The organism is Paracoccus endophyticus, assembly GCF_003286075.1.
In the GTDB taxonomy this organism is placed as follows: domain Bacteria; phylum Pseudomonadota; class Alphaproteobacteria; order Rhodobacterales; family Rhodobacteraceae; genus Paracoccus; species Paracoccus endophyticus.
Genome location: NZ_QLUV01000005.1, coordinates 135,056 through 152,312, shown reverse-complemented (window position 1 = coordinate 152,312; position 17,257 = coordinate 135,056). Strand labels below are relative to the sequence as shown.

Here is a 17,257-nt window from a genome sequence, read left to right as displayed (position 1 = left end):
AACCGACCGGAGGATACCGAATGACGATGACCCTTACCCGCCGCATCCTGCTGGGCGCCGCGTTCAGCCTGGGCCTGGCCGGCGCGGCCGCGGCCGCGTTTCCGGACCGCGCCGTCACCCTGGTGATCCCCTTTGCCGCCGGCGGGTCCACCGATGTCGTCGGCCGCATCGTGGCCGAGCGGATGGCGCAGGCGCTGGGCCAGCAGGTCGTGGTTCAGAACGTGGGCGGCGCGGGCGGCAGCCTGGGCGCCCAGCAGGTCGCGCAGGCCGAGCCTGACGGGTATACGATCCTGATGGGCACTGTCGCCACCCACGCGCTGAACCCCCTGATCCTGAAACAGAAGCCCTATGACCCCGTCGCCGACTTTGCGCCCGTCTCGCTGCTGGTGCTGGTGCCCAACGTGCTGGCGGTGAACCCCGAACTGCCGGTCACCACCGTGCAGGAGCTGATCGACCTGGCGAAAAAGGAACCGCTGGCCTATGCCTCGTCGGGGAACGGAACGCCGCTGCATCTGTCGGGCGAGCTGTTCAAGTCGATGGCGGGCGTGGACATCACGCATATCCCCTACAAGGGGTCGGGTCCGGCGCTGACGGATGTTCTGGGCAACCAGGTGCCGATCATCTTCGACAACCTGCCCTCGGCCTCGGGGCACATCGCCAGCGGCAAGCTGCGGGCGCTGGGCGTGACCACGACCGAGCGCGCGCCGTCCTTCCCCGACGTGCCGGCCATCGCGGACACGCTGCCGGGCTACGAGACCTACAGCTGGAACGCGCTGTTTGCGCCCGCGGCCACCCCGCCCGAGGCGATCGAGGCGCTGGCCGCCGCCGCACGGGCCGCCATGGCCGATCCCGCCGTGGCCGCGCGCATGGCCGAGTTCTCGGCCACCATCGTCGCCTCGACCCCCGAGGAGCTGGGCGCGCATGTCAAGGCCGAGATGGAGAAATGGGCGCCCGTCGTCACCAAGGCCAACGTCAGCCTGGATTGAGGGCAGGGCACCCGGCTGCCACCCAGCCGTGATGACCGGACCGCCGCCGGGTGTGCCCCCTCGGGGCAAGGATCATGCGGCGCTGCCTGATCGGGCGGTGCCCCTTGCCCGCGCGGTTCAGTCGCGGGCGACCATCCGGCCGATGGTGCGGCCGCCCAGCAGGTGCAGGTGGAAATGCGGCACCTCCTGCACGCCATGCTCGCCCGCGTTGGTGATGGCGCGAAAGCCCTTGCCGCCTGCGGCCAGTGTCAGCCCCTCGGCCTGGCAGACGCGCGCGACCAGCCGGTTGAAATCCACGATCTCGGCATCGGTGGCGTTGGCGGCGAAATCGTCATAGCTGACATAGCGCCCGCGCGGGATCACCAGCACATGCACCGGCGCCTGCGGGCGGATGTCGCGAAAGGCCAGCGCGTGGTCGCTTTCCGCGACCGTGTCGGTCGGGATCTCGCCCCGCAGCATCCGGGCGAAGACGTTGGTGTCGTCATAGGTCATGGCGGGTCCTTTCAGTCGGCGAACAGATGCGGAGTCTCGGCCAGTCGGCGGGCGGTGTCGCCGTCGATCAGGCCGAGGAAACGCTGCAGGGCGGCGGCGTTCCGCTCGACCCCGGCCCAGGGGGCGATCGTCTCCATCCCGGGCAGGTCCAGGTCGCGCAGGCGGTCGGCCTCGTGTTCCAGGTCGCTGCGCACGGCAGGAACAAGCCGGTCCACGACGCCGGGCGGGCTGCCCGCCCCGGCAAGGCCCACGCGCCCGATGTGGCCGCGGACATAGTCGTCGTCGAAGGCGGATTCGATCAGCAGCACCCGCGCCTCGGCCTTGTCGTCCACGAAGTCCTGGATCAGCCCCAGCGCGGCGGGATCGAGGCAGATCGCCACGCAATCCGTCTGGAACTGGTCGAACAGCATCTTGACCAGCGCGCGACGGTGGCGTTCGCGCTTTTCCAGCGTCGTCTCGATGCCGCCCATGTCGGGCAGCGCCGCATCGCGTTCGTTGAACAGATAGTCCACGGCGGGAACGTCCGTCTGGGCCCGGATCGCCGCGGTCAGCCGCTTGGCGACGTGCCATTTCTTGGCCACGATCATCAGCAGCGTGCGGCCTCGCCCCAGGCTGCCCTCGGTTTCCCAGAAGCGTTGACCGAACCGGCGCCCCACCCGGCCGCGCTGGGTCAGGAAGCGGAACAATCCGCCCGCCTCGTTCGAGATCGAGAACACCGTCTCGTCGTTCTGCCACAGCGCGCCCAGCCGCTGGCGCAGGGCGATCGCCTCGGCGCTGATCTTGCGGGCGAACAGGTAATCCTGCCCCAGCAGCAGGTCGTAATGATCGTTGTAGAACGTCACCGGCATCCCATAGTCGGTGAACATCAGCAGCGTCAGCGTCCGCGACCGGATCTGCCGGCGCGGCACGACATGGGGCACGACCGTCTGGAAGAACGTCTCGTCGGGAATCCACGTCGTGGCAAAGAACCGCATCACGTCGCGCCGCTCGTCGCAGAACGCCAGAACCTTCTCGATGGTCTGGCGGCGCAGGCACCACCACTGCGACCCGATCATCACCTGGATGTCGTCGGGCACGCGGCGGGTCAGCCGCAGCCGCCGTTGCAGTTCATAGGTCGTGTAGAACAGCCACTTGCGGGTGCGTTCGTTGAACCAGTGGCGATAGGTCAGCCGTTCTTCCTTGAAACCGGTCTTGATCCAGTCGCTTTCGAAAAAGTCGAAGGTCTCGATATAGTCCAAGTCATTCGCGTCAAGGAAATCATGGGCATAGGCCGCGGACTTGATCGGCATGCAGTCGCCCGACAGCATATAGAAATGCGTGGCCGCGGGAAACGCCTGCACCGCGGCGCGCACCGCCTCCAGCGTGGCGGCGACCAGCGACCACTCCCCCCAGCCGCATTTCACCCGACGCGCCGCAAAGGTGACGCCGGGGTTGCTGTCCAGCGCCCGGCGGATCGCGTCGAAGTCGGCCTGACGCGCGCGGGCGTCGAAATGGATCGCGACGTAATCGCCCGATTCCGTCAGCCGCCGGGCCTGGGCGATCACGCCCTTTGGGTCCTTGTGACACAGAAGGATGAACGCGATCCGGGCCATCGTCCCTCTCAGGTCGCCGAACGCCATCGCGGCGCATTATCTTGCGTGGCCCCGTTGAATCCCGGCCGGCGATTTGATTTGTGTCCATAACGATTTTCACCGGAGGGGCAAGCCAGGGACGCGCGCCCCGCACAGAGGGGCGATGCATGGGATTTCCCGGCACCTGGATGACCGAAAGCGAAAGCCTGGCCTATCGGGTCGTGCCCAAATGCGCCTGCTCGACCATCGGGCAGATCATGTTCTATGCCGATCACGGGCGGTATTTCGACGGCGACATCCACGATGCCACCGAAGGCCTGCACAAGTGGAACCAGGACAGCAGCCAGCCCCTGATCGAGCAGGCCGTCCGTGCCGGCAGGCCCGTGACCTTCACCTGCGTCCGCAACCCGTATGCGCGCATCCTGTCGTCGTTCTTCGACAAGATCGCGGGCGTGCAGCGCAACGGCAAGCGCTATCGCGGCAACATGGTGCCGCAGCTGATGCAGCGCTACGGCGTGGACGTGGGCAGCCCCGAAAACGGCTTCGACTTCGACCAGATCGCCTCGTTCCGGCGGTTCCTGCTGTTTGCGCGCGACACCATCCGCTGGCGCCGCCCGATGGAGCCGGACATCCACTGGTCGGCCATGTCGGGCCATGTCGCGACCTTCATCGCGAACGGCGGGCGGTACGACCAGATCTTTTTCACCGAAAGGTTCAACGAGGGGATGCAGGCGGTGCTGGATGCCGCCGACACGCCCGTCACCGTGGACGTGAGCGCGGTGCCCCGGTTCAACGAATCCGAGGGTCACGGCCCCAGGCGCGCCCACAAGGTCAGCGAGTATTTCGACGACCTGTCGCGGCATCTGATCTGGGAAATCTACAAGAAGGATTTCCAGCTGTTCCGCTATGATTTCGACGACCCCGACAACAAGATGCCCAAGGGTCCGGTCGACCTGGACGAGGTGCACGCCAAGCTGGGCCGCTGACGGTCGCGCAGGGCGCTCCAGTGCGACCCGGTGGCTGTCCCACGCCGTGTCGTGACGCGCCCGTAGGCTCCGCACAGGTCGGGGCGGCGCAGCGTCGCGTGGTGGGCGCCGTCCGCGGCAAAATGATTGCCACCCCGCCGCCCGGCGAGGTCACGACGATGCGCCTGTCCGCGCCCGCGGCAATCGACCCGGCATAGCCCTGCATGGCGAAGGCGTCCTCGTCGAGGCAGGGGCACAGGCTTGGCGGTCTTTGCCCGGACGCAAGGCCCCTCAGCGGCACCGGATCGGCCGTGCCGAGGCAGAGGGCCAGCAGGCTGGCGGCAGGACGGGGAAGGGCGCTCATGGCACCGTGACAGTCGTGGCGGCAGGGCACACCGTTACAACGGGTCAGGTCGCAGACCGGGGCAGCCGGCCGGACAGGACTTGCACCCCCGGTCGCGCCAGGACGCGACCGGGTGGGCCGTCATTCGGCCTTGTCGGACGGCTTTGCGTTCAGCAGGCCATAGTTCTGCGCGCCAAGCTGGTCGTGCAGGGACAGCTGGGTTTCCAGGAAATCGATGTGGCCTTCCTCGTCGGCGATCAGGTCATCGAACAGCGCCTTGGACACCTGGTCGTTGACCGACGCGCAGTATTGGCGCGCCTCCAGGTACAGGGTGCGGGCATCGTGCTCGCCGGCCAGGTCGGCCTCCATCGTCTCGCGGATGGTCTGGCCGATGCGCAGCGGATCCAGCTTTTGCAGGTTCGGATGACCTTCCAGGAAGATGATCCGCTGGATCAGCCGGTCGGCGTGGTTCATCTCCTCGATGGACTCGGCGCGCGACTTGTCGGCGATGCGGCCGTATCCCCAGTCTTCCTGCAGGCGATAGTGCAGCCAGTACTGGCTGACCGCCGTCAGTTCCGACCGCAGCGCGGCATTCAGATACTCAATGACCTTGGAATCACCCTTCATGGTCGCCCTTTCGTTCAGCTCGCCGCCCGATGGCGAAGGCCACGCAGCACCGCCGGCACCGCCCGCGGGTCCGCCTCGACCGCGAACCCGTCCGCGGTCCGCATCGTCGCGACAAAAAGTTTCATGCACCCGCCGCAATCCGCACGCCTGCCAAGGGCGTGATAGATCTTGCCGGGTGTCACGATCGTATCAGGATCGGCGGCCCGCATCCAGCCGACGGCGGCGCGGATCTCGACATCCGTGATCTGGGTGCAGTGGCAAACGATCATGGCGGTGCCCTTACTGAAAAACCGCGTCGGGGTTGTCGGACCCCCCGAAGGCGATGGCCTTCAGCCCCAGCGCCTCGACCGCGCGCTCGATGGATTGCGTCTGCCGGCCCCGGACGGGCCGGCCACCAGGGGATCCACGGCGGTCTTCAGCTCGCGCGGCGGTCAGGCGCAGGGCAGCGGGCCGAGCGGGAACCAGTCGAGTCGTGCGCGCCATGGGATCTCCCCCTTCCCCGCTTTCCTGACAAAAACGATTTGCCGAGTAAAGCGTGAATCGTAGCCCGTCTGCCCGGCGGTCAGATCGCCGGAGAGTGGCCCTTCGCCTCCATCTCGTAGCCGTCGAACATCCGCGCGATCATCCGGGTCAGCGGCCGGCCGCGTTCCGGGATCGACAGACCGCCGGGGCCCACCGCCACCATGTCGCCGAACTGCGCCTGGACGGGGGCGAACACCGCCGCCAGCGTGGCGGGCGTGAAGCCATGGTCGCGGATGAACTCGTCGGCCCTGATCTCGAAGTCGCACATCAGCGCCTCGATCATGCGCGCCCGCCAGATGTCCTCGGGCGTGAACACATGGCCGCGCGTGGTCGAGAAGCGGCCCTCGCGGATCGCCTTGACATGGGCGCCGGTCGCGGGGGCGTTCTGGGCATAGCCCTGCGGAAAGCGAGAGATCGACGAGGCCCCCATGCCGACCAGCACCTGCGCCTGGTCGTCGGTATAGCCCTGGAAATTGCGCCGCAGCAGCCCGGCCTTTTGCGCCACGGCCAGCCCGTCGCCGGGGCGGGCGAAATGGTCGATGCCGATCTCGTCATAGCCGTCGGCGACCAGCAGGTCGCGGGCCACCTCGAACAGCCGCAGGCGGGCTTGCGCGTCGGGCAGCGCCGCGTCGGGGATCATCACCTGGCGCTTGGCCATCCACGGCACATGGGCATAGCCGTAAAGCGCGATCCGGTCGGGCGACAGCGCCATCAGCTTCTGGATCGACTCGGCGATCCGCTGCGGCGTCTGGTGGGGCAGGCCATACAGGATATCGGCGTTCAGGCTGGCGATGCCGCGGGCGCGGATCATGCGCACCGCCTCGGCCGTGATCTCGAAGCTCTGGTCGCGGCCGATGGTCTTCTGGATCTCGGGGTCGAAGTCCTGCACCCCGATGCTGGCGCGGGTCAGCCCCGATTCGGCCAGCGCGTCCATGCGCGCCTCGTCGATCTCGTTGGGGTCGATCTCGACCGAGAACTCGGCGCCCTCGGCCAGCGGAAAGGCGTCGAAGACCGCCCCCGCCACGCGCCGCATCATGTCGGGCGGCATCAGCGTGGGCGTGCCGCCGCCCCAGTGCAGCCGCGACAGGCGCACGCCGGGGGCAAGGTTCGCCTTCAGCAGCTCGAGTTCCGCCAGCAGGATGTCGGCATAGGCGCGCACGGGCGCGTCCGACTGCGTGCCCTGCGTGCGGCAGGCGCAGAACCAGCACAGCCGTCGGCAGAACGGCACGTGCATGTACAGCGAGATGGCGCCCCCCGCGGGCACCGCCTGCACCCAGCGGGTAAAATCGGCGCTCGTGACGACGGGCTTGAAATGCGGGGCGGTGGGATAGCTGGTGTATCGCGGCACGCGCGCGTCAAACAGCCCCAGCCGGGTGAGTTGCGATTCCTGTTCCATGGCCCTAGCTTGGACACCGAAAGGCGCGGACCCACATTGACCTTGATCAAGACAATCCAGCACGACTGCGCCGCGCACCCGTTGCAGGTCGCGTGCGCAGCCTGCCCGATCCGCTATCGGGCGGTCTGCGCCACATGCGAGGCCGACGACCTCGACCAGCTGGAATCCACGAAATACTATCGTCGCTATGACGCGGGACAGACGGTGGTGCTGTCGGGCGAGCGGATGGATTTCGTCGCCTCGGTCGTGTCGGGCGTGGCCAGCCTGACCCAGACGATGGAGGACGGGCGCACCCAGATGGTGGGCCTGCTGCTGCCGTCGGACTTCCTCGGCCGCCCGGGCCGGGGGACGGCCGCGTATACCGTGACGGCCACGTCCGACCTGCTGCTGTGCTGTTTCCGCCGTCGCCCGTTCGAGGCGCTGATGGCGCGCACCCCGCGCATCGCCGCGCGGCTGCTGGACATGACGCTGGACGAACTGGACGCGGCGCGCGAGTGGCTGCTGCTGCTGGGCCGCAAGTCGGCGCGCGAGAAGATCGCCTCGTTCCTGGCGATCCTGGTCCGGCGCGAGACGGCGCTGCGGCAGGACGCGCCCTCCGGCCGCACGGCGATCACCCTGCCGCTGACCCGTGAGGCGATGGCCGATTACCTGGGGCTGACGCTGGAAACCGTCAGCCGGCAGATCTCGGCCCTCAAGCGCGACGGCGTGATCGAGCTTGAGGGCAAGCGCCATGTCATCGTCCCGGATTTCAGCCGGCTGGTGGCCGAAAGCGGCGACGACGCCGATGGCGGCCCGCTGAGCTGACGCCCAGGGGGCCTGCGGCCATCGGCCGCACGCTCAGCGCGCCATCAGGACCGGCAGCGTCGCCCGTTCCAGCATATAGCGGGTGGCGCCCCCCAGGATCGCCTCGCGGAAGCGGGAATGGCCGTAGGCGCCCATCACGATCATGTCGGCGCCGATCTCGGTCGCGCGGCGGTTCAGCACCTCGGTCACGGTGGGCAGGGTCTTGGCCAGCACCGCGATTTCCGCCCTGACCCCGTGGCGCGTCAGCATCTGGCACAGCGCGCCGCCCGGGTCCGAACCTTCGCTGGAGTGGGGCGAGGGGTCCACGACCGCGATCTCGACCCGCTCGGCGGCCTTCAGCATCGGCAGGGCGCGGCGCACGGCGGCCATCGCCTCGTCGGCCTGGTTCCAGGCGATCAGGATGTGCCGGCCCATGGTCTTGATCGCATCGGACTTGCCGGGCAGGATCAGGACCGGGCAGCAGCCCTCGAACATCTCGGCCTCGACCACCGCCTCGGCGTCCGCCGCCGCGCCTTCGCCGTAAGGGCGGCCCTGCACCGCGATGTCGGCAAAGCGCGCGCGCGACCCGATCAGGCCCGACACGCCCCCCATCTGCGCCACGGCGCTTTCGGCCGACCAGCGGATCTCCTCGCGGGCCAGGCGCTCGCGCACCTCGGTTTCCAGTGCCCCGGCGGCTGCCATCGCGCGATCGATCGATTCCTGAAAGACATAGGCCGATGCGCCGGCATAGTAATAGCCGGTCTGGGTGTGATCGACGCCCAGAAGGAAGACCTCCAGATGCGCGTCCTCGCGCCGCGCCAACGCCACCGCGGCGTCGATCTGCTCGGTCTGACCCGGTTGGGTGACGACGGTCAGGATGGTCTTGTAGCCCATGTCTGCACTCTCCTCAGGGGCAGCATCCGCGCGGGTGCCGCAGGTATGACCTTACGCCGCAGGTCGCGCCAGATTTGTTGACCCAGATCAATGTATCGTCAACTGTTGCCGGACTAAGCACGCGCCTGAGACAGCCGACGCGGCGCGCCTGCGCGATTCGGGGGCCGTCAGGATATAAGGACAAGTCAGATGTGGGATAGCTTGAAGCTGATCGCGCTGGGCGCGATTGCGGTGTTCGCCGCAATCGCCGCCAACTATGCGCGCGATCTGGCCTATATGGTCAATGCCCTGACGGTGATGCTGGCTGCCGGCCTCACCTTCATGTGGGTGCTGCGGAGGATGGAGGGCGTCCGCCTGGCCCCCAACCGCAACGAATACCTCGATGGCGTGGTGCGCGCGGGCGTGATCGCCACGGCAGGCTGGGGCGTCGTCGGCTTTCTGGTGGGCGTTATCATCGCCGCGCAGCTGGCCTGGCCGGTCCTGAACTTTTCGGACGTGGCGCAGGGATACCTGAACTTCGGCAAGCTGCGGCCGCTGCACACCTCGGCCGTGATCTTCGCCTTTGGCGGCAACGCGCTGATCGCCACGTCGTTCTATGTCGTGCAGCGATCCTGCGCGACGCGGCTGTGGGGCGGGAACCTGGCCTGGTTCGTGTTCTGGGGCTACAACCTGTTCATCGTGCTCGCGGCCAGCGGCTATATCCTGGGCGCCACCCATTCCAAGGAATACGCCGAGCCGGAATGGTACGTCGACTGGTGGCTGACGATCGTCTGGGTGGCCTATCTGGCGGTCTATCTGGGCACGGTCATGCGCCGGCGCGAACCCCACATCTATGTGGCCAACTGGTTCTATCTGTCCTTCATCGTCACCATCGCGATGCTGCACGTCGTCAACAACCTGGCGGTGCCGGTCAGCATCTTCGGGTCCAAGTCGGTGGTGCTGTTCGCGGGCGTGCAGGACGCGATGACCCAGTGGTGGTACGGCCACAACGCGGTGGGCTTCTTCCTGACCGCGGGCTTCCTGGGCATGATGTACTACTTCATCCCCAAGCAGGCAGAGCGTCCGGTCTACAGCTACAAGCTGTCGATCATCCACTTCTGGGCGCTGATCTTCATGTACATCTGGGCGGGTCCCCACCACCTGCACTATACCGCGCTGCCGGAATGGGCGGCGACCCTGGGCATGGTGTTCTCGATCATGCTGTGGATGCCGTCCTGGGGCGGCATGATCAACGGGCTGATGACGCTGTCGGGGGCCTGGGACAAGCTGCGGACCGACCCGATCCTGCGGATGATGGTCGTCGCCGTCGGCTTTTACGGCATGGCCACGTTCGAGGGGCCGATGATGTCGATCAAGGCCGTGAACTCGCTGTCGCACTACACCGACTGGACCATCGGCCACGTCCATTCCGGCGCGCTGGGCTGGAACGGGATGATCACCTTCGGCGCGCTGTATTACCTGACCCCGCGGCTGTGGGGGCGTGAACGGCTGTATTCGCTGTCCGCGGTCAGCTGGCACTTCTGGCTCGCGACCATCGGGCTGGTGCTCTACGCCTCGTCGATGTGGGTGTCGGGCATCATGGAGGGCCTGATGTGGCGCGAGGTGGACAGCCAGGGCTTCCTGGTCAACGCCTTCGCCGACACCGTGATCGCCAAGTATCCGATGCTGGTCGTGCGCACGCTGGGCGGGGTGTTCTTCCTGGCCGGGGCGCTGGTGATGTGCTGGAACCTGTGGGCCACGGTGGCCCGTCAGCCCCGCATCGCCGAAACCCGCGTCGCCGTGCCGGCCGAATAAGGAAAGGGATCCGACATGGGCATTCTCGACCACCACAAGATCCTTGAAAAGAACGCGACGCTGCTGCTGATCTTTTCGTTCCTTGTCGTCACGATCGGCGGCATCGTCCAGATCACGCCGCTGTTCTATCTGGAAAACACCATCGAGGAGGTGGAGGGGGTTCGCCCCTACACCCCGCTGGAGCTGACCGGCCGCGACGTCTATGTCCGCGAGGGCTGCTATGTCTGCCACAGCCAGATGATCCGTCCCATGCGGGACGAGGTCGAACGCTATGGCCACTACAGCCTTGCCGCGGAATCGATGTACGACCATCCGTTCCAGTGGGGCTCCAAGCGGACCGGACCCGACCTTGCGCGGGTGGGCGGGCGCTATTCCGACGAATGGCACATCGACCACCTGAACGACCCGCGCGCGGTGGTGCCTGAATCGATCATGCCGGCCTATGGCTTCCTTCGGGACCGGATGATCGAGCCGGCCCACATCGCCGACCGACTGGAGGCGGACCGCATGGTCGGCGTGCCCTACAGCGACGAGATGATCGTCGAGGCGCGGGCCGACTTCATGGCCCAGGCCGACCCCGATGCGGACGCCGAGGCGATGCAGGCCCGTTATCCGGGCGCGCAGCAGCGCAACTATGACCGGCAGGCGGGGGTGTCCGAGATGGACGCGCTGATCGCCTATCTGCAGGTCCTGGGCACGATGGTCGATTTCACGACCTTCCAGCCCGATCCGACGCGCTGAGGGGGGTGGGATGGACCGTTACTCCTTCCTGCGCCAGCTGGCCGACAGCTGGGTGCTGCTGGTGCTGGTGCTGGTGTTCCTGGGCGTCGTGCTGTTCGTCTTCCGCCCCGGCTCGCGCCGGGTGCACCGGGACGCCGCCGAAAGCATCTTTCGCAACGAGACGAAACCCGCAGCCGGCGACGATGCCGATCCGGGCGAAAAGGAGGTCAAGTGATGGCCGATCCCACCTCTGACGACACAGGCCCGAACACGCCCGGGCAGCCCCCGCGCGAGCCCACCCCGCGCGAGGCCGAGGTCGCCGACAACATGGCGGTCAGCGCGACCGACCCGCACACCACCCCGGCCAACCCCGAGAACCGCATCTCGGTCGGGCGCCGCGCGGCCGACGCCGAGAATGCCGAGCAGATCGTTCAGAACGTGCCGGGGGCGCTGATGCCCGCGCGTCCGGGGCACCGCGCGACCAAGACCGCGCGCCGCCGCCCCGGCAAGCAGCAGGCCGAGGTCGGCTCGACCGGCCACAGCTGGGACGGGATCGAGGAATACGACAACCCCCTGCCGCGCTGGTGGCTGTGGACGTTCTATGCCACGATCATTTGGGCGCTGGGCTATGTCGTGGCCTACCCGGCCATTCCCCTTGTGAACAGGGCGACCGAGGGGCTTCTGGGTCGCACCACCCGCAACGAGGTGGCTGCCGAAATCCAGCGCTTCGACGAGGCGAACGCGCCGATCCAGGCGCGGCTGACCTCGGTCGAGCTTGCGGCGATCCGCGACGACCCCGAGCTGATGAACTATGCCGGCAACGCGGGTGCATCGGTGTTCCGCACCTATTGCGCCCAGTGCCACGGGTCGGGCGCGGCCGGGAACCCCGGCTATCCCAACCTGCTGGACAACGACTGGCTGTGGGGCGGCACGATCGAGGACATCCACCTGACCCTGCTGCACGGAATCCGCAGCCCGGACGACCCCGACACCCGCTATTCCGAGATGCCGAAGTTCGGGCTGGACGGGCTGCTGGACGACACGCAGATCGCACAGGTCACGCAGTATGTCCTGTCGCTGTCGGACCAGCCGCATGACGCGGCGGCGGCGCAGGCAGGTCAGACGATCTTTGCCGAGCAATGCACGGCCTGCCACATGGAGGACGGGACCGGCGACCGGGCGCAGGGCGCCCCGAACCTGACCGACGCCGTCTGGCTGTACAACCGCGACGGCCAGGCCGATGCGGCGGTCATCCAGCGCATCATCCACGACGGCCCGTTCGGGGTGATGCCGGCCTGGTCGGAGCGGCTGAGCGAGGCCGACATCCGTGCTGTGGCCACCTATGTGCACGGCCTGGGCGGCGGCGAATAAGGGCGCCCCGACCGACGCTTGCCGGGTCCGCAAGTGCGGGTCCGGCGCTTGCCTGGTCAGCAGGCGTCGGGCGCGGGCGGCGCATCGGTCCTGACCCTTGCGGGATGGGGACGCAAACACCGCCCGAATGGGCGCGCCAGCCGTGCCGTGGTCCTTGTGGCCGCGCCGGCGGCCTTGCCGCACCCTACGGGGTGCGACAACGTGACCATGCCGATCACATCCACCCCTTCCTATATGATCGGGGTTCGCCGGGCCGGGCGCGCACTGCAGGGTTGATGCAGGTCAACGATGCCCGCCCCGTGCTAGGCTAGCGCGAGACCGCGCCACAGGAGACCGATTCATGTCCACGACCGAGCCGGAGCCGACGCGTCTTTACGCGGCGCGTGAGCCGATCTTTCCCCGTCGGGTCCGCGGCACGTTCCGCAGTTTGAAATGGGTGATCATGGCGGTCACCCTGGGCATCTACTACATCACGCCCTGGATCCGCTGGGACCGTGGCCCTGGAATGCCCGACCAGGCCGTGCTGGTCGATCTGGCCAACCGGCGCTTCTTCTTCTTCTGGATCGAGATCTGGCCGCACGAGTTCTATTTCGTCGCGGGCCTTCTGGTCATGGCGGGGCTGGGGCTGTTCCTGTTCACCTCGGCGCTGGGACGGGTCTGGTGCGGCTATGCCTGCCCGCAGACCGTCTGGACCGACCTGTTCATCCTGGTCGAACGGTGGATCGAGGGCGACCGCAACGCGCGCGTGCGTCTTTACGACGCCCCCTGGGACGCGCGAAAGGTCCGGCTGCGGGCCGAGAAATGGGCGGCCTGGCTGCTGATCGCGCTGCTGACCGGCGGTGCGTGGGTGTTCTATTTCGCGGACGCGCCGACGCTGTTCATGGACCTGGTCCGGGGCGACGCCCATCCCGTCGCCTACATCACGATCGCCATCATGACGGGAACGACCTTCTTCTTCGGCGGCTTCGCGCGCGAGCAGATCTGCATCTATGCCTGCCCCTGGCCGCGCATCCAGGCCGCGATGATGGACGAGGACACGCTGACCGTCGCCTATCGCGAGTGGCGGGGCGAGCCGCGCGGCAAGATCCACAAGGGCGAGGCGACGAAATCGGACGTGCCGCCCGGACCCAAGGGCGATTGCATCGACTGCCTGGCCTGCGTGAACGTCTGCCCGATGGGCATCGACATCCGCGAAGGGCAGCAGCTTGAATGCATCACCTGCGCGCTGTGCATCGACGCCTGCGACGAGGTGATGGACAAGATCGGCAAGCCGCGCGGGCTGATCGACTACATGGCGCTGAAAGACGAGGCGGCCGAACGCACGGGCTCTGCGCCCAAGCCGCTGATGAAGCACGTCCTGCGCCCGCGCACGCTGATGTACTTTACCCTGTGGTCGGCGATCGGGGTCGCGCTGGTCGTGGCGCTGTTCATGCGCTCGCCCTATGATCTGAACGTCTCGCCCATCCGCAACCCTCAGTTCGTGACGATGGCGGATGGCGCGATCCGCAACACCTATGAGCTGCGGCTGCGCAACAAGCAGGGCGAGGACAAGCAGTTCACCGTGGGCGTGGCCGACGCCGAGGGCGGCGCGCCGCCGGCGCTGGCGATCGCCCTGGAAGGGGGTGCTCCTGTGGTCGCGGTCGATGCCGACGAGACCTATCAGCAGCGGGTCTATCTGACCGCCGAGCCGGACTCGCCGCTGGCCCTGGGGGCGCAGACGCCGTTGACCATCTGGATCGAGGATGCGAGCGATGGTCGCCGGGCGTCCGTCGAGACGGTGTTCCATGGAAAGGGCCGCTAGGATGGCGCGCGAACTGACCGGCCGGCACGTGCTGGCGATCACGCTGGCGGCCTTCGGGGTGGTGATCGGGGTCAACCTGCTGCTGGCCGTCAAGGCGGTCGGCACCTTTCCCGGGGTCGAGGTCAGCAACAGCTACGTCGCCTCGCAGGTCTTCGACCGCGAGCGCACGGCCCAGGCGGCGCTGGGCTGGACCGTGACCCCCGCGTATGACGGGCGGGACCTGACGCTGATGATCCGCGACCGGGCCGGAAACCCGGCCCCGCTTTCCACGCTGGCCGTCACCGTGGGCCGGCCGACCCACGGGCGCGAGGATGTGAGGCCCACCTTCACCTATCACGACGGGCTGTTCCGTGCGCCCCTGACGCTGGCGCCGGGACAGTGGAACATCCGCCTGACCGCGACCGCACGCGATGGCACCACGTTTCGCCAGCGCATCGACCATTACGCAGGCGACAGGGTGAAGTGATGGCGGACATCGGCGCAGATTTCGACACCCGCTTCAGCGCCTGCCCGGCCTGCGACGCGGCCCCTCTGGCGGAACGCATCGCGGGGCGCGCGGGGGCCGACCGCGGGGACGTGATCCTGTCGCTGCCGACCGCGCATTGCGCCGCCTGCATCACGGATGTCGAACGGGCGCTGATCGCCCATCCGGGCGTGCGCGCGGCGCGGGTCAACCTGTCGCTGCGCCGCGTCGCGATCGAGGCGCCGGGTCTGTCCGCCGACGACCTGATCCCGCTGCTGGACCGCATCGGCTATCCCGCGCATGAACTGGACCCGGCGGCCCTGACCGCCACCACGGCCGACCGGCAGGGCCGTGACATCCTGATGCGGATCGGGGTCAGCGGGTTCGCCATGATGAACATCATGATCCTGTCGGTGGCCGTCTGGTCGGGCGCCGACGCGGCCACGCGGGATATGTTCCACTGGATTTCCGGGGCCATTGCGCTGCCCACCGTCGCCTTTGCGGGACAGCCGTTCTTTGCCAGCGCCTGGCGGGCGTTGCGGGCGCGCCGGCTGGGCATGGACGTGCCGATCTCGCTGGCCCTGATCCTGACCAGCGCGATCTCGGTGTTCGAGACGGTCCACAGCGGCCCCCACGCCTATTTCGACGGCGTGGTGATGCTGTGCTTTTTCCTGCTTGTCGGGCGCTATCTGGATTACCGCACCCGCGCCGTCGCCCGCTCGGCTGCCGAGGAGCTGACGGCGCTGGAGGTGCCCCGCGCCATCGCCCTGGTGGACGGGGTGGAAACGCCGGTCGCGGTGGTCGATCTGGCGCCGGCCGACCTGATCCTGATCCGCCCCGGCGCGCGGGTCCCCGCCGATGGCGTGATCGAAACCGGCAGTTCGGACATCGACCGTTCGCTGCTGACCGGGGAATCGGTGCCGGTGGCGGTCGGGCCGGGCGAGATGCTGTCGGCGGGCGAGGTCAACCTGACCGGCCCGCTGACGTTGCGGGTCACGGCGGCGGGGCGCGACAGCGCGCTGGCGCGGCTGACGGCGCTGGTGGCGGCGGCAGAATCGGCGCGCGGCCGCTATACCTCGGTGGCCGACCGGGCCAGCCGGGCCTATGCGCCGGTGGTGCACCTGCTGGCGCTGGCCAGCCTGGCCGGGTGGCTGCTGACGACCGGCGATGCGCGGCTGGCGCTGAATGTGGCGGCGGCGGTCCTGATCATCACCTGCCCCTGCGCCCTGGGGCTGGCGGTTCCGGCCGTGGTGACGGCGGCCTCGGGCCGGCTGTTCCGCCGCGGCCTGCTGATCAAGGACGGCACCGCGCTAGAACGGCTGGCCGATTGCGATACGGTGGTGTTCGACAAGACCGGCACCCTGACCATGGGCACGCCCCAGGTGGTGACGCTGGACGGGCTGGACGCCCGGGCGCGCGCGGTGGCCCTGACGCTGGCCCGCGCGTCGGGCCATCCGCTGTCGCGCGCCCTGGCCGCGGCCCTGGACGGAACCGCGCCGGCCGATGTCTCGGACCTGCGCGAGGTTCCCGGCTTTGGGGTCGAGGGCACTTGGCAGGGCCGGCCCGTGCGTCTGGGCCGCGGGGACTGGACGGGGGCGGCGGCGGATGACGTGGCCGCAGCGCCGGGCGGGGCGACCTGGCTGGGGCTGGACGGCGCGGCGCTGCGGGTCGATTTCACCGACCGCCTGCGGCCGGGCGCGGCCGCCTGCGTCGCCGGGCTGAAGGCGCGGGGCCTGCGCGTGATGCTGCTGTCGGGCGACGGCCCGGCCGCGGTCGCCGACATCGCCCGGCGGCTGGGCATCGCCGAATGGCGCGCCCAGGCGACGCCGCAGGACAAGGCCGCGGCCGTGGCGGATCTGGCCGGGCAGGGCGCGCGCGTGCTGATGGTCGGCGACGGGTTGAACGACACCGCGGCGCTGGCAGGGGCCCATGCCTCGATCTCGCCGGCAAGCGCGCTGGATGCGGCGCGGGTCGCCTCGGACATGGTGCTGATGGGCGTGGACCTGGCCCCCGTGGCCGAAGCCGTCGGGGTGGCGCGCAGCGCCGCCCGGCGCATCCGCGAGAACTTTGCCCTGTCGATCCTTTACAACATCGTCGCCGTGCCCTTCGCGGTCGCGGGGCTGGCCACACCGCTGATGGCGGCGCTGGCGATGTCGCTCAGCTCGGTCAGCGTGACCCTGAATGCCCTGCGGGTGCGGTGATGGAGGTTCTGGTCTTCCTGATCCCCGTGTCGCTGGGTCTGGGCGGGCTGGGTCTGCTGGCTTTTCTGTGGGCGCTGCGCAACCGCCAGTACGAAGACCCCAAGGGCGACGCCGAACGCATCCTCAGCACCGAATGGGACGACCGCCCGCGCCCGGGCAAGCCCGGGTCGGACGGGCCGCAGTAGCGCCTGCGGCCTGCGGCGCCGGCTGTCGCTCAGCCGCGACGATCCCAGCTGCGGGCGTGAAGGCGGCCGCGATCCCGTGGGCTTGCGCGCTGAGGCCGGGCGAGGCGGTCAGAATCACCCGGCTCGGCCATCAGCGCTGACCG

17 protein-coding genes are annotated in these 17,257 nt (G+C 68.6%); 11 read left to right on the top strand and 6 right to left on the bottom strand.

Annotated features, from left to right (window positions below):
* The first annotated feature begins 20 nt into the window (after positions 1 to 20).
* The gene (locus DPQ23_RS08370) at positions 21 to 986 is read left to right on the top strand and encodes a Bug family tripartite tricarboxylate transporter substrate binding protein (RefSeq protein ID WP_112874243.1); all 966 of its coding nucleotides are present in this window, start codon (positions 21 to 23) and stop codon (positions 984 to 986) included.
* Positions 987 to 1,103: 117 nt separating this feature from the next.
* On the opposite strand, the gene DPQ23_RS08365 is transcribed toward DPQ23_RS08370, so the two are convergent.
* A complete protein-coding gene (locus DPQ23_RS08365; RefSeq protein WP_112874242.1) occupies positions 1,104 to 1,478 on the bottom strand; it encodes an HIT domain-containing protein in 375 nt (124 codons plus the stop codon).
* 11 nt (positions 1,479 to 1,489) lie between these two features.
* The gene (locus tag DPQ23_RS08360) at positions 1,490 to 3,070 is read right to left on the bottom strand and encodes a DUF5928 domain-containing protein (protein WP_112874304.1); all 1,581 of its coding nucleotides are present in this window, start codon (positions 3,068 to 3,070) and stop codon (positions 1,490 to 1,492) included.
* Positions 3,071 to 3,216: 146 nt separating this feature from the next.
* On the opposite strand from DPQ23_RS08360, the gene DPQ23_RS08355 reads away from it, so the two are divergent.
* Complete coding sequence (locus DPQ23_RS08355) at positions 3,217 to 4,035, top strand: sulfotransferase family protein (protein ID WP_112874241.1); 819 nt, start codon at positions 3,217 to 3,219, stop codon at positions 4,033 to 4,035.
* A 463-nt stretch (positions 4,036 to 4,498) separates the two neighbouring features.
* Here DPQ23_RS08355 and bfr read toward each other — a convergent pair whose 3' ends face one another.
* From bfr to hemN, 3 genes are all read right to left on the bottom strand, one after another.
* On the bottom strand, positions 4,499 to 4,984 hold the full coding sequence (gene bfr, locus DPQ23_RS08345) for a bacterioferritin (protein ID WP_112874240.1): 486 nt from the start codon (positions 4,982 to 4,984) through the stop codon (positions 4,499 to 4,501).
* Positions 4,985 to 4,998: 14 nt separating this feature from the next.
* Positions 4,999 to 5,253: a (2Fe-2S)-binding protein gene (locus DPQ23_RS08340; protein WP_112874239.1), complete on the bottom strand. Its 255-nt coding sequence runs from the start codon at positions 5,251 to 5,253 to the stop codon at positions 4,999 to 5,001.
* A gap of 293 nt (positions 5,254 to 5,546) precedes the next feature.
* Entirely contained in the window at positions 5,547 to 6,902 is a 1,356-nt protein-coding gene (gene hemN / locus DPQ23_RS08330) for an oxygen-independent coproporphyrinogen III oxidase (RefSeq protein ID WP_112874237.1), read from the bottom strand.
* 81 nt (positions 6,903 to 6,983) lie between these two features.
* Here hemN and fnrL point away from each other — a divergent pair, with 81 nt between their 5' ends.
* Positions 6,984 to 7,706, top strand: a complete 723-nt coding sequence (gene fnrL / locus DPQ23_RS08325) for a transcriptional regulator FnrL (RefSeq protein ID WP_240602591.1) — start codon at positions 6,984 to 6,986, stop codon at positions 7,704 to 7,706.
* A 33-nt stretch (positions 7,707 to 7,739) separates the two neighbouring features.
* Here the strand turns inward: fnrL and DPQ23_RS08320 are convergent, their stop codons facing one another.
* A complete protein-coding gene (locus tag DPQ23_RS08320) occupies positions 7,740 to 8,579 on the bottom strand; it encodes a universal stress protein (protein ID WP_112874236.1) in 840 nt (279 codons plus the stop codon).
* 189 nt (positions 8,580 to 8,768) lie between these two features.
* On the opposite strand from DPQ23_RS08320, the gene ccoN reads away from it, so the two are divergent.
* The 8 genes from ccoN (at position 8,769) to ccoS (ending at position 17,114) form a co-directional block, all read left to right on the top strand.
* On the top strand, positions 8,769 to 10,373 hold the full coding sequence (ccoN, locus tag DPQ23_RS08315; protein ID WP_112874235.1) for a cytochrome-c oxidase, cbb3-type subunit I: 1,605 nt from the start codon (positions 8,769 to 8,771) through the stop codon (positions 10,371 to 10,373).
* 15 nt (positions 10,374 to 10,388) lie between these two features.
* Positions 10,389 to 11,114, top strand: coding sequence for a cytochrome-c oxidase, cbb3-type subunit II (ccoO, locus tag DPQ23_RS08310; protein WP_112874234.1), 726 nt, complete (start codon positions 10,389 to 10,391; stop codon positions 11,112 to 11,114).
* Positions 11,115 to 11,124: 10 nt separating this feature from the next.
* The gene (locus tag DPQ23_RS08305; protein ID WP_112874233.1) at positions 11,125 to 11,328 is read left to right on the top strand and encodes a CcoQ/FixQ family Cbb3-type cytochrome c oxidase assembly chaperone; all 204 of its coding nucleotides are present in this window, start codon (positions 11,125 to 11,127) and stop codon (positions 11,326 to 11,328) included.
* A 218-nt stretch (positions 11,329 to 11,546) separates the two neighbouring features.
* Positions 11,547 to 12,464, top strand: a complete 918-nt coding sequence (ccoP, locus tag DPQ23_RS08300) for a cytochrome-c oxidase, cbb3-type subunit III (protein WP_240602590.1) — start codon at positions 11,547 to 11,549, stop codon at positions 12,462 to 12,464.
* 340 nt (positions 12,465 to 12,804) lie between these two features.
* Entirely contained in the window at positions 12,805 to 14,265 is a 1,461-nt protein-coding gene (gene ccoG, locus DPQ23_RS08295) for a cytochrome c oxidase accessory protein CcoG (RefSeq protein ID WP_112874232.1), read from the top strand.
* A 1-nt stretch (position 14,266) separates the two neighbouring features.
* Positions 14,267 to 14,731 (top strand): FixH family protein, encoded by a 465-nt coding sequence (locus DPQ23_RS08290; protein WP_112874231.1) that lies wholly within the window; start codon positions 14,267 to 14,269, stop codon positions 14,729 to 14,731.
* On the top strand, positions 14,731 to 16,929 hold the full coding sequence (locus DPQ23_RS08285; protein WP_112874230.1) for a heavy metal translocating P-type ATPase: 2,199 nt from the start codon (positions 14,731 to 14,733) through the stop codon (positions 16,927 to 16,929). The genes DPQ23_RS08290 and DPQ23_RS08285 overlap by 1 nt, the downstream gene beginning before the upstream one ends.
* Complete coding sequence (ccoS, locus tag DPQ23_RS08280) at positions 16,929 to 17,114, top strand: cbb3-type cytochrome oxidase assembly protein CcoS (protein WP_112874229.1); 186 nt, start codon at positions 16,929 to 16,931, stop codon at positions 17,112 to 17,114. Before DPQ23_RS08285 ends, ccoS begins: the two co-directional genes overlap by 1 nt.
* Positions 17,115 to 17,257 lie beyond the last annotated feature (143 nt).

Bases quoted from the DNA above. Each gene is read 5' to 3' on its own strand.
- DPQ23_RS08370 (WP_112874243.1), top strand. From the start codon at position 21: ATGACGATGACCCTTACCCGCCGCATCCTGCTGGGCGCCGCGTTCAGC.
- DPQ23_RS08365 (WP_112874242.1), bottom strand. From the start codon at position 1,478: ATGACCTATGACGACACCAACGTCTTCGCCCGGATGCTGCGGGGCGAG.
- DPQ23_RS08360 (WP_112874304.1), bottom strand. From the start codon at position 3,070: ATGGCCCGGATCGCGTTCATCCTTCTGTGTCACAAGGACCCAAAGGGC.
- DPQ23_RS08355 (WP_112874241.1), top strand. From the start codon at position 3,217: ATGGGATTTCCCGGCACCTGGATGACCGAAAGCGAAAGCCTGGCCTAT.
- bfr (WP_112874240.1), bottom strand. From the start codon at position 4,984: ATGAAGGGTGATTCCAAGGTCATTGAGTATCTGAATGCCGCGCTGCGG.
- DPQ23_RS08340 (WP_112874239.1), bottom strand. From the start codon at position 5,253: ATGATCGTTTGCCACTGCACCCAGATCACGGATGTCGAGATCCGCGCC.
- hemN (WP_112874237.1), bottom strand. From the start codon at position 6,902: ATGGAACAGGAATCGCAACTCACCCGGCTGGGGCTGTTTGACGCGCGC.
- DPQ23_RS08320 (WP_112874236.1), bottom strand. From the start codon at position 8,579: ATGGGCTACAAGACCATCCTGACCGTCGTCACCCAACCGGGTCAGACC.
- ccoN (WP_112874235.1), top strand. From the start codon at position 8,769: ATGTGGGATAGCTTGAAGCTGATCGCGCTGGGCGCGATTGCGGTGTTC.
- ccoO (WP_112874234.1), top strand. From the start codon at position 10,389: ATGGGCATTCTCGACCACCACAAGATCCTTGAAAAGAACGCGACGCTG.
- DPQ23_RS08305 (WP_112874233.1), top strand. From the start codon at position 11,125: ATGGACCGTTACTCCTTCCTGCGCCAGCTGGCCGACAGCTGGGTGCTG.
- ccoP (WP_240602590.1), top strand. From the start codon at position 11,547: ATGCCCGCGCGTCCGGGGCACCGCGCGACCAAGACCGCGCGCCGCCGC.
- ccoG (WP_112874232.1), top strand. From the start codon at position 12,805: ATGTCCACGACCGAGCCGGAGCCGACGCGTCTTTACGCGGCGCGTGAG.
- DPQ23_RS08290 (WP_112874231.1), top strand. From the start codon at position 14,267: ATGGCGCGCGAACTGACCGGCCGGCACGTGCTGGCGATCACGCTGGCG.
- DPQ23_RS08285 (WP_112874230.1), top strand. From the start codon at position 14,731: ATGGCGGACATCGGCGCAGATTTCGACACCCGCTTCAGCGCCTGCCCG.
- ccoS (WP_112874229.1), top strand. From the start codon at position 16,929: ATGGAGGTTCTGGTCTTCCTGATCCCCGTGTCGCTGGGTCTGGGCGGG.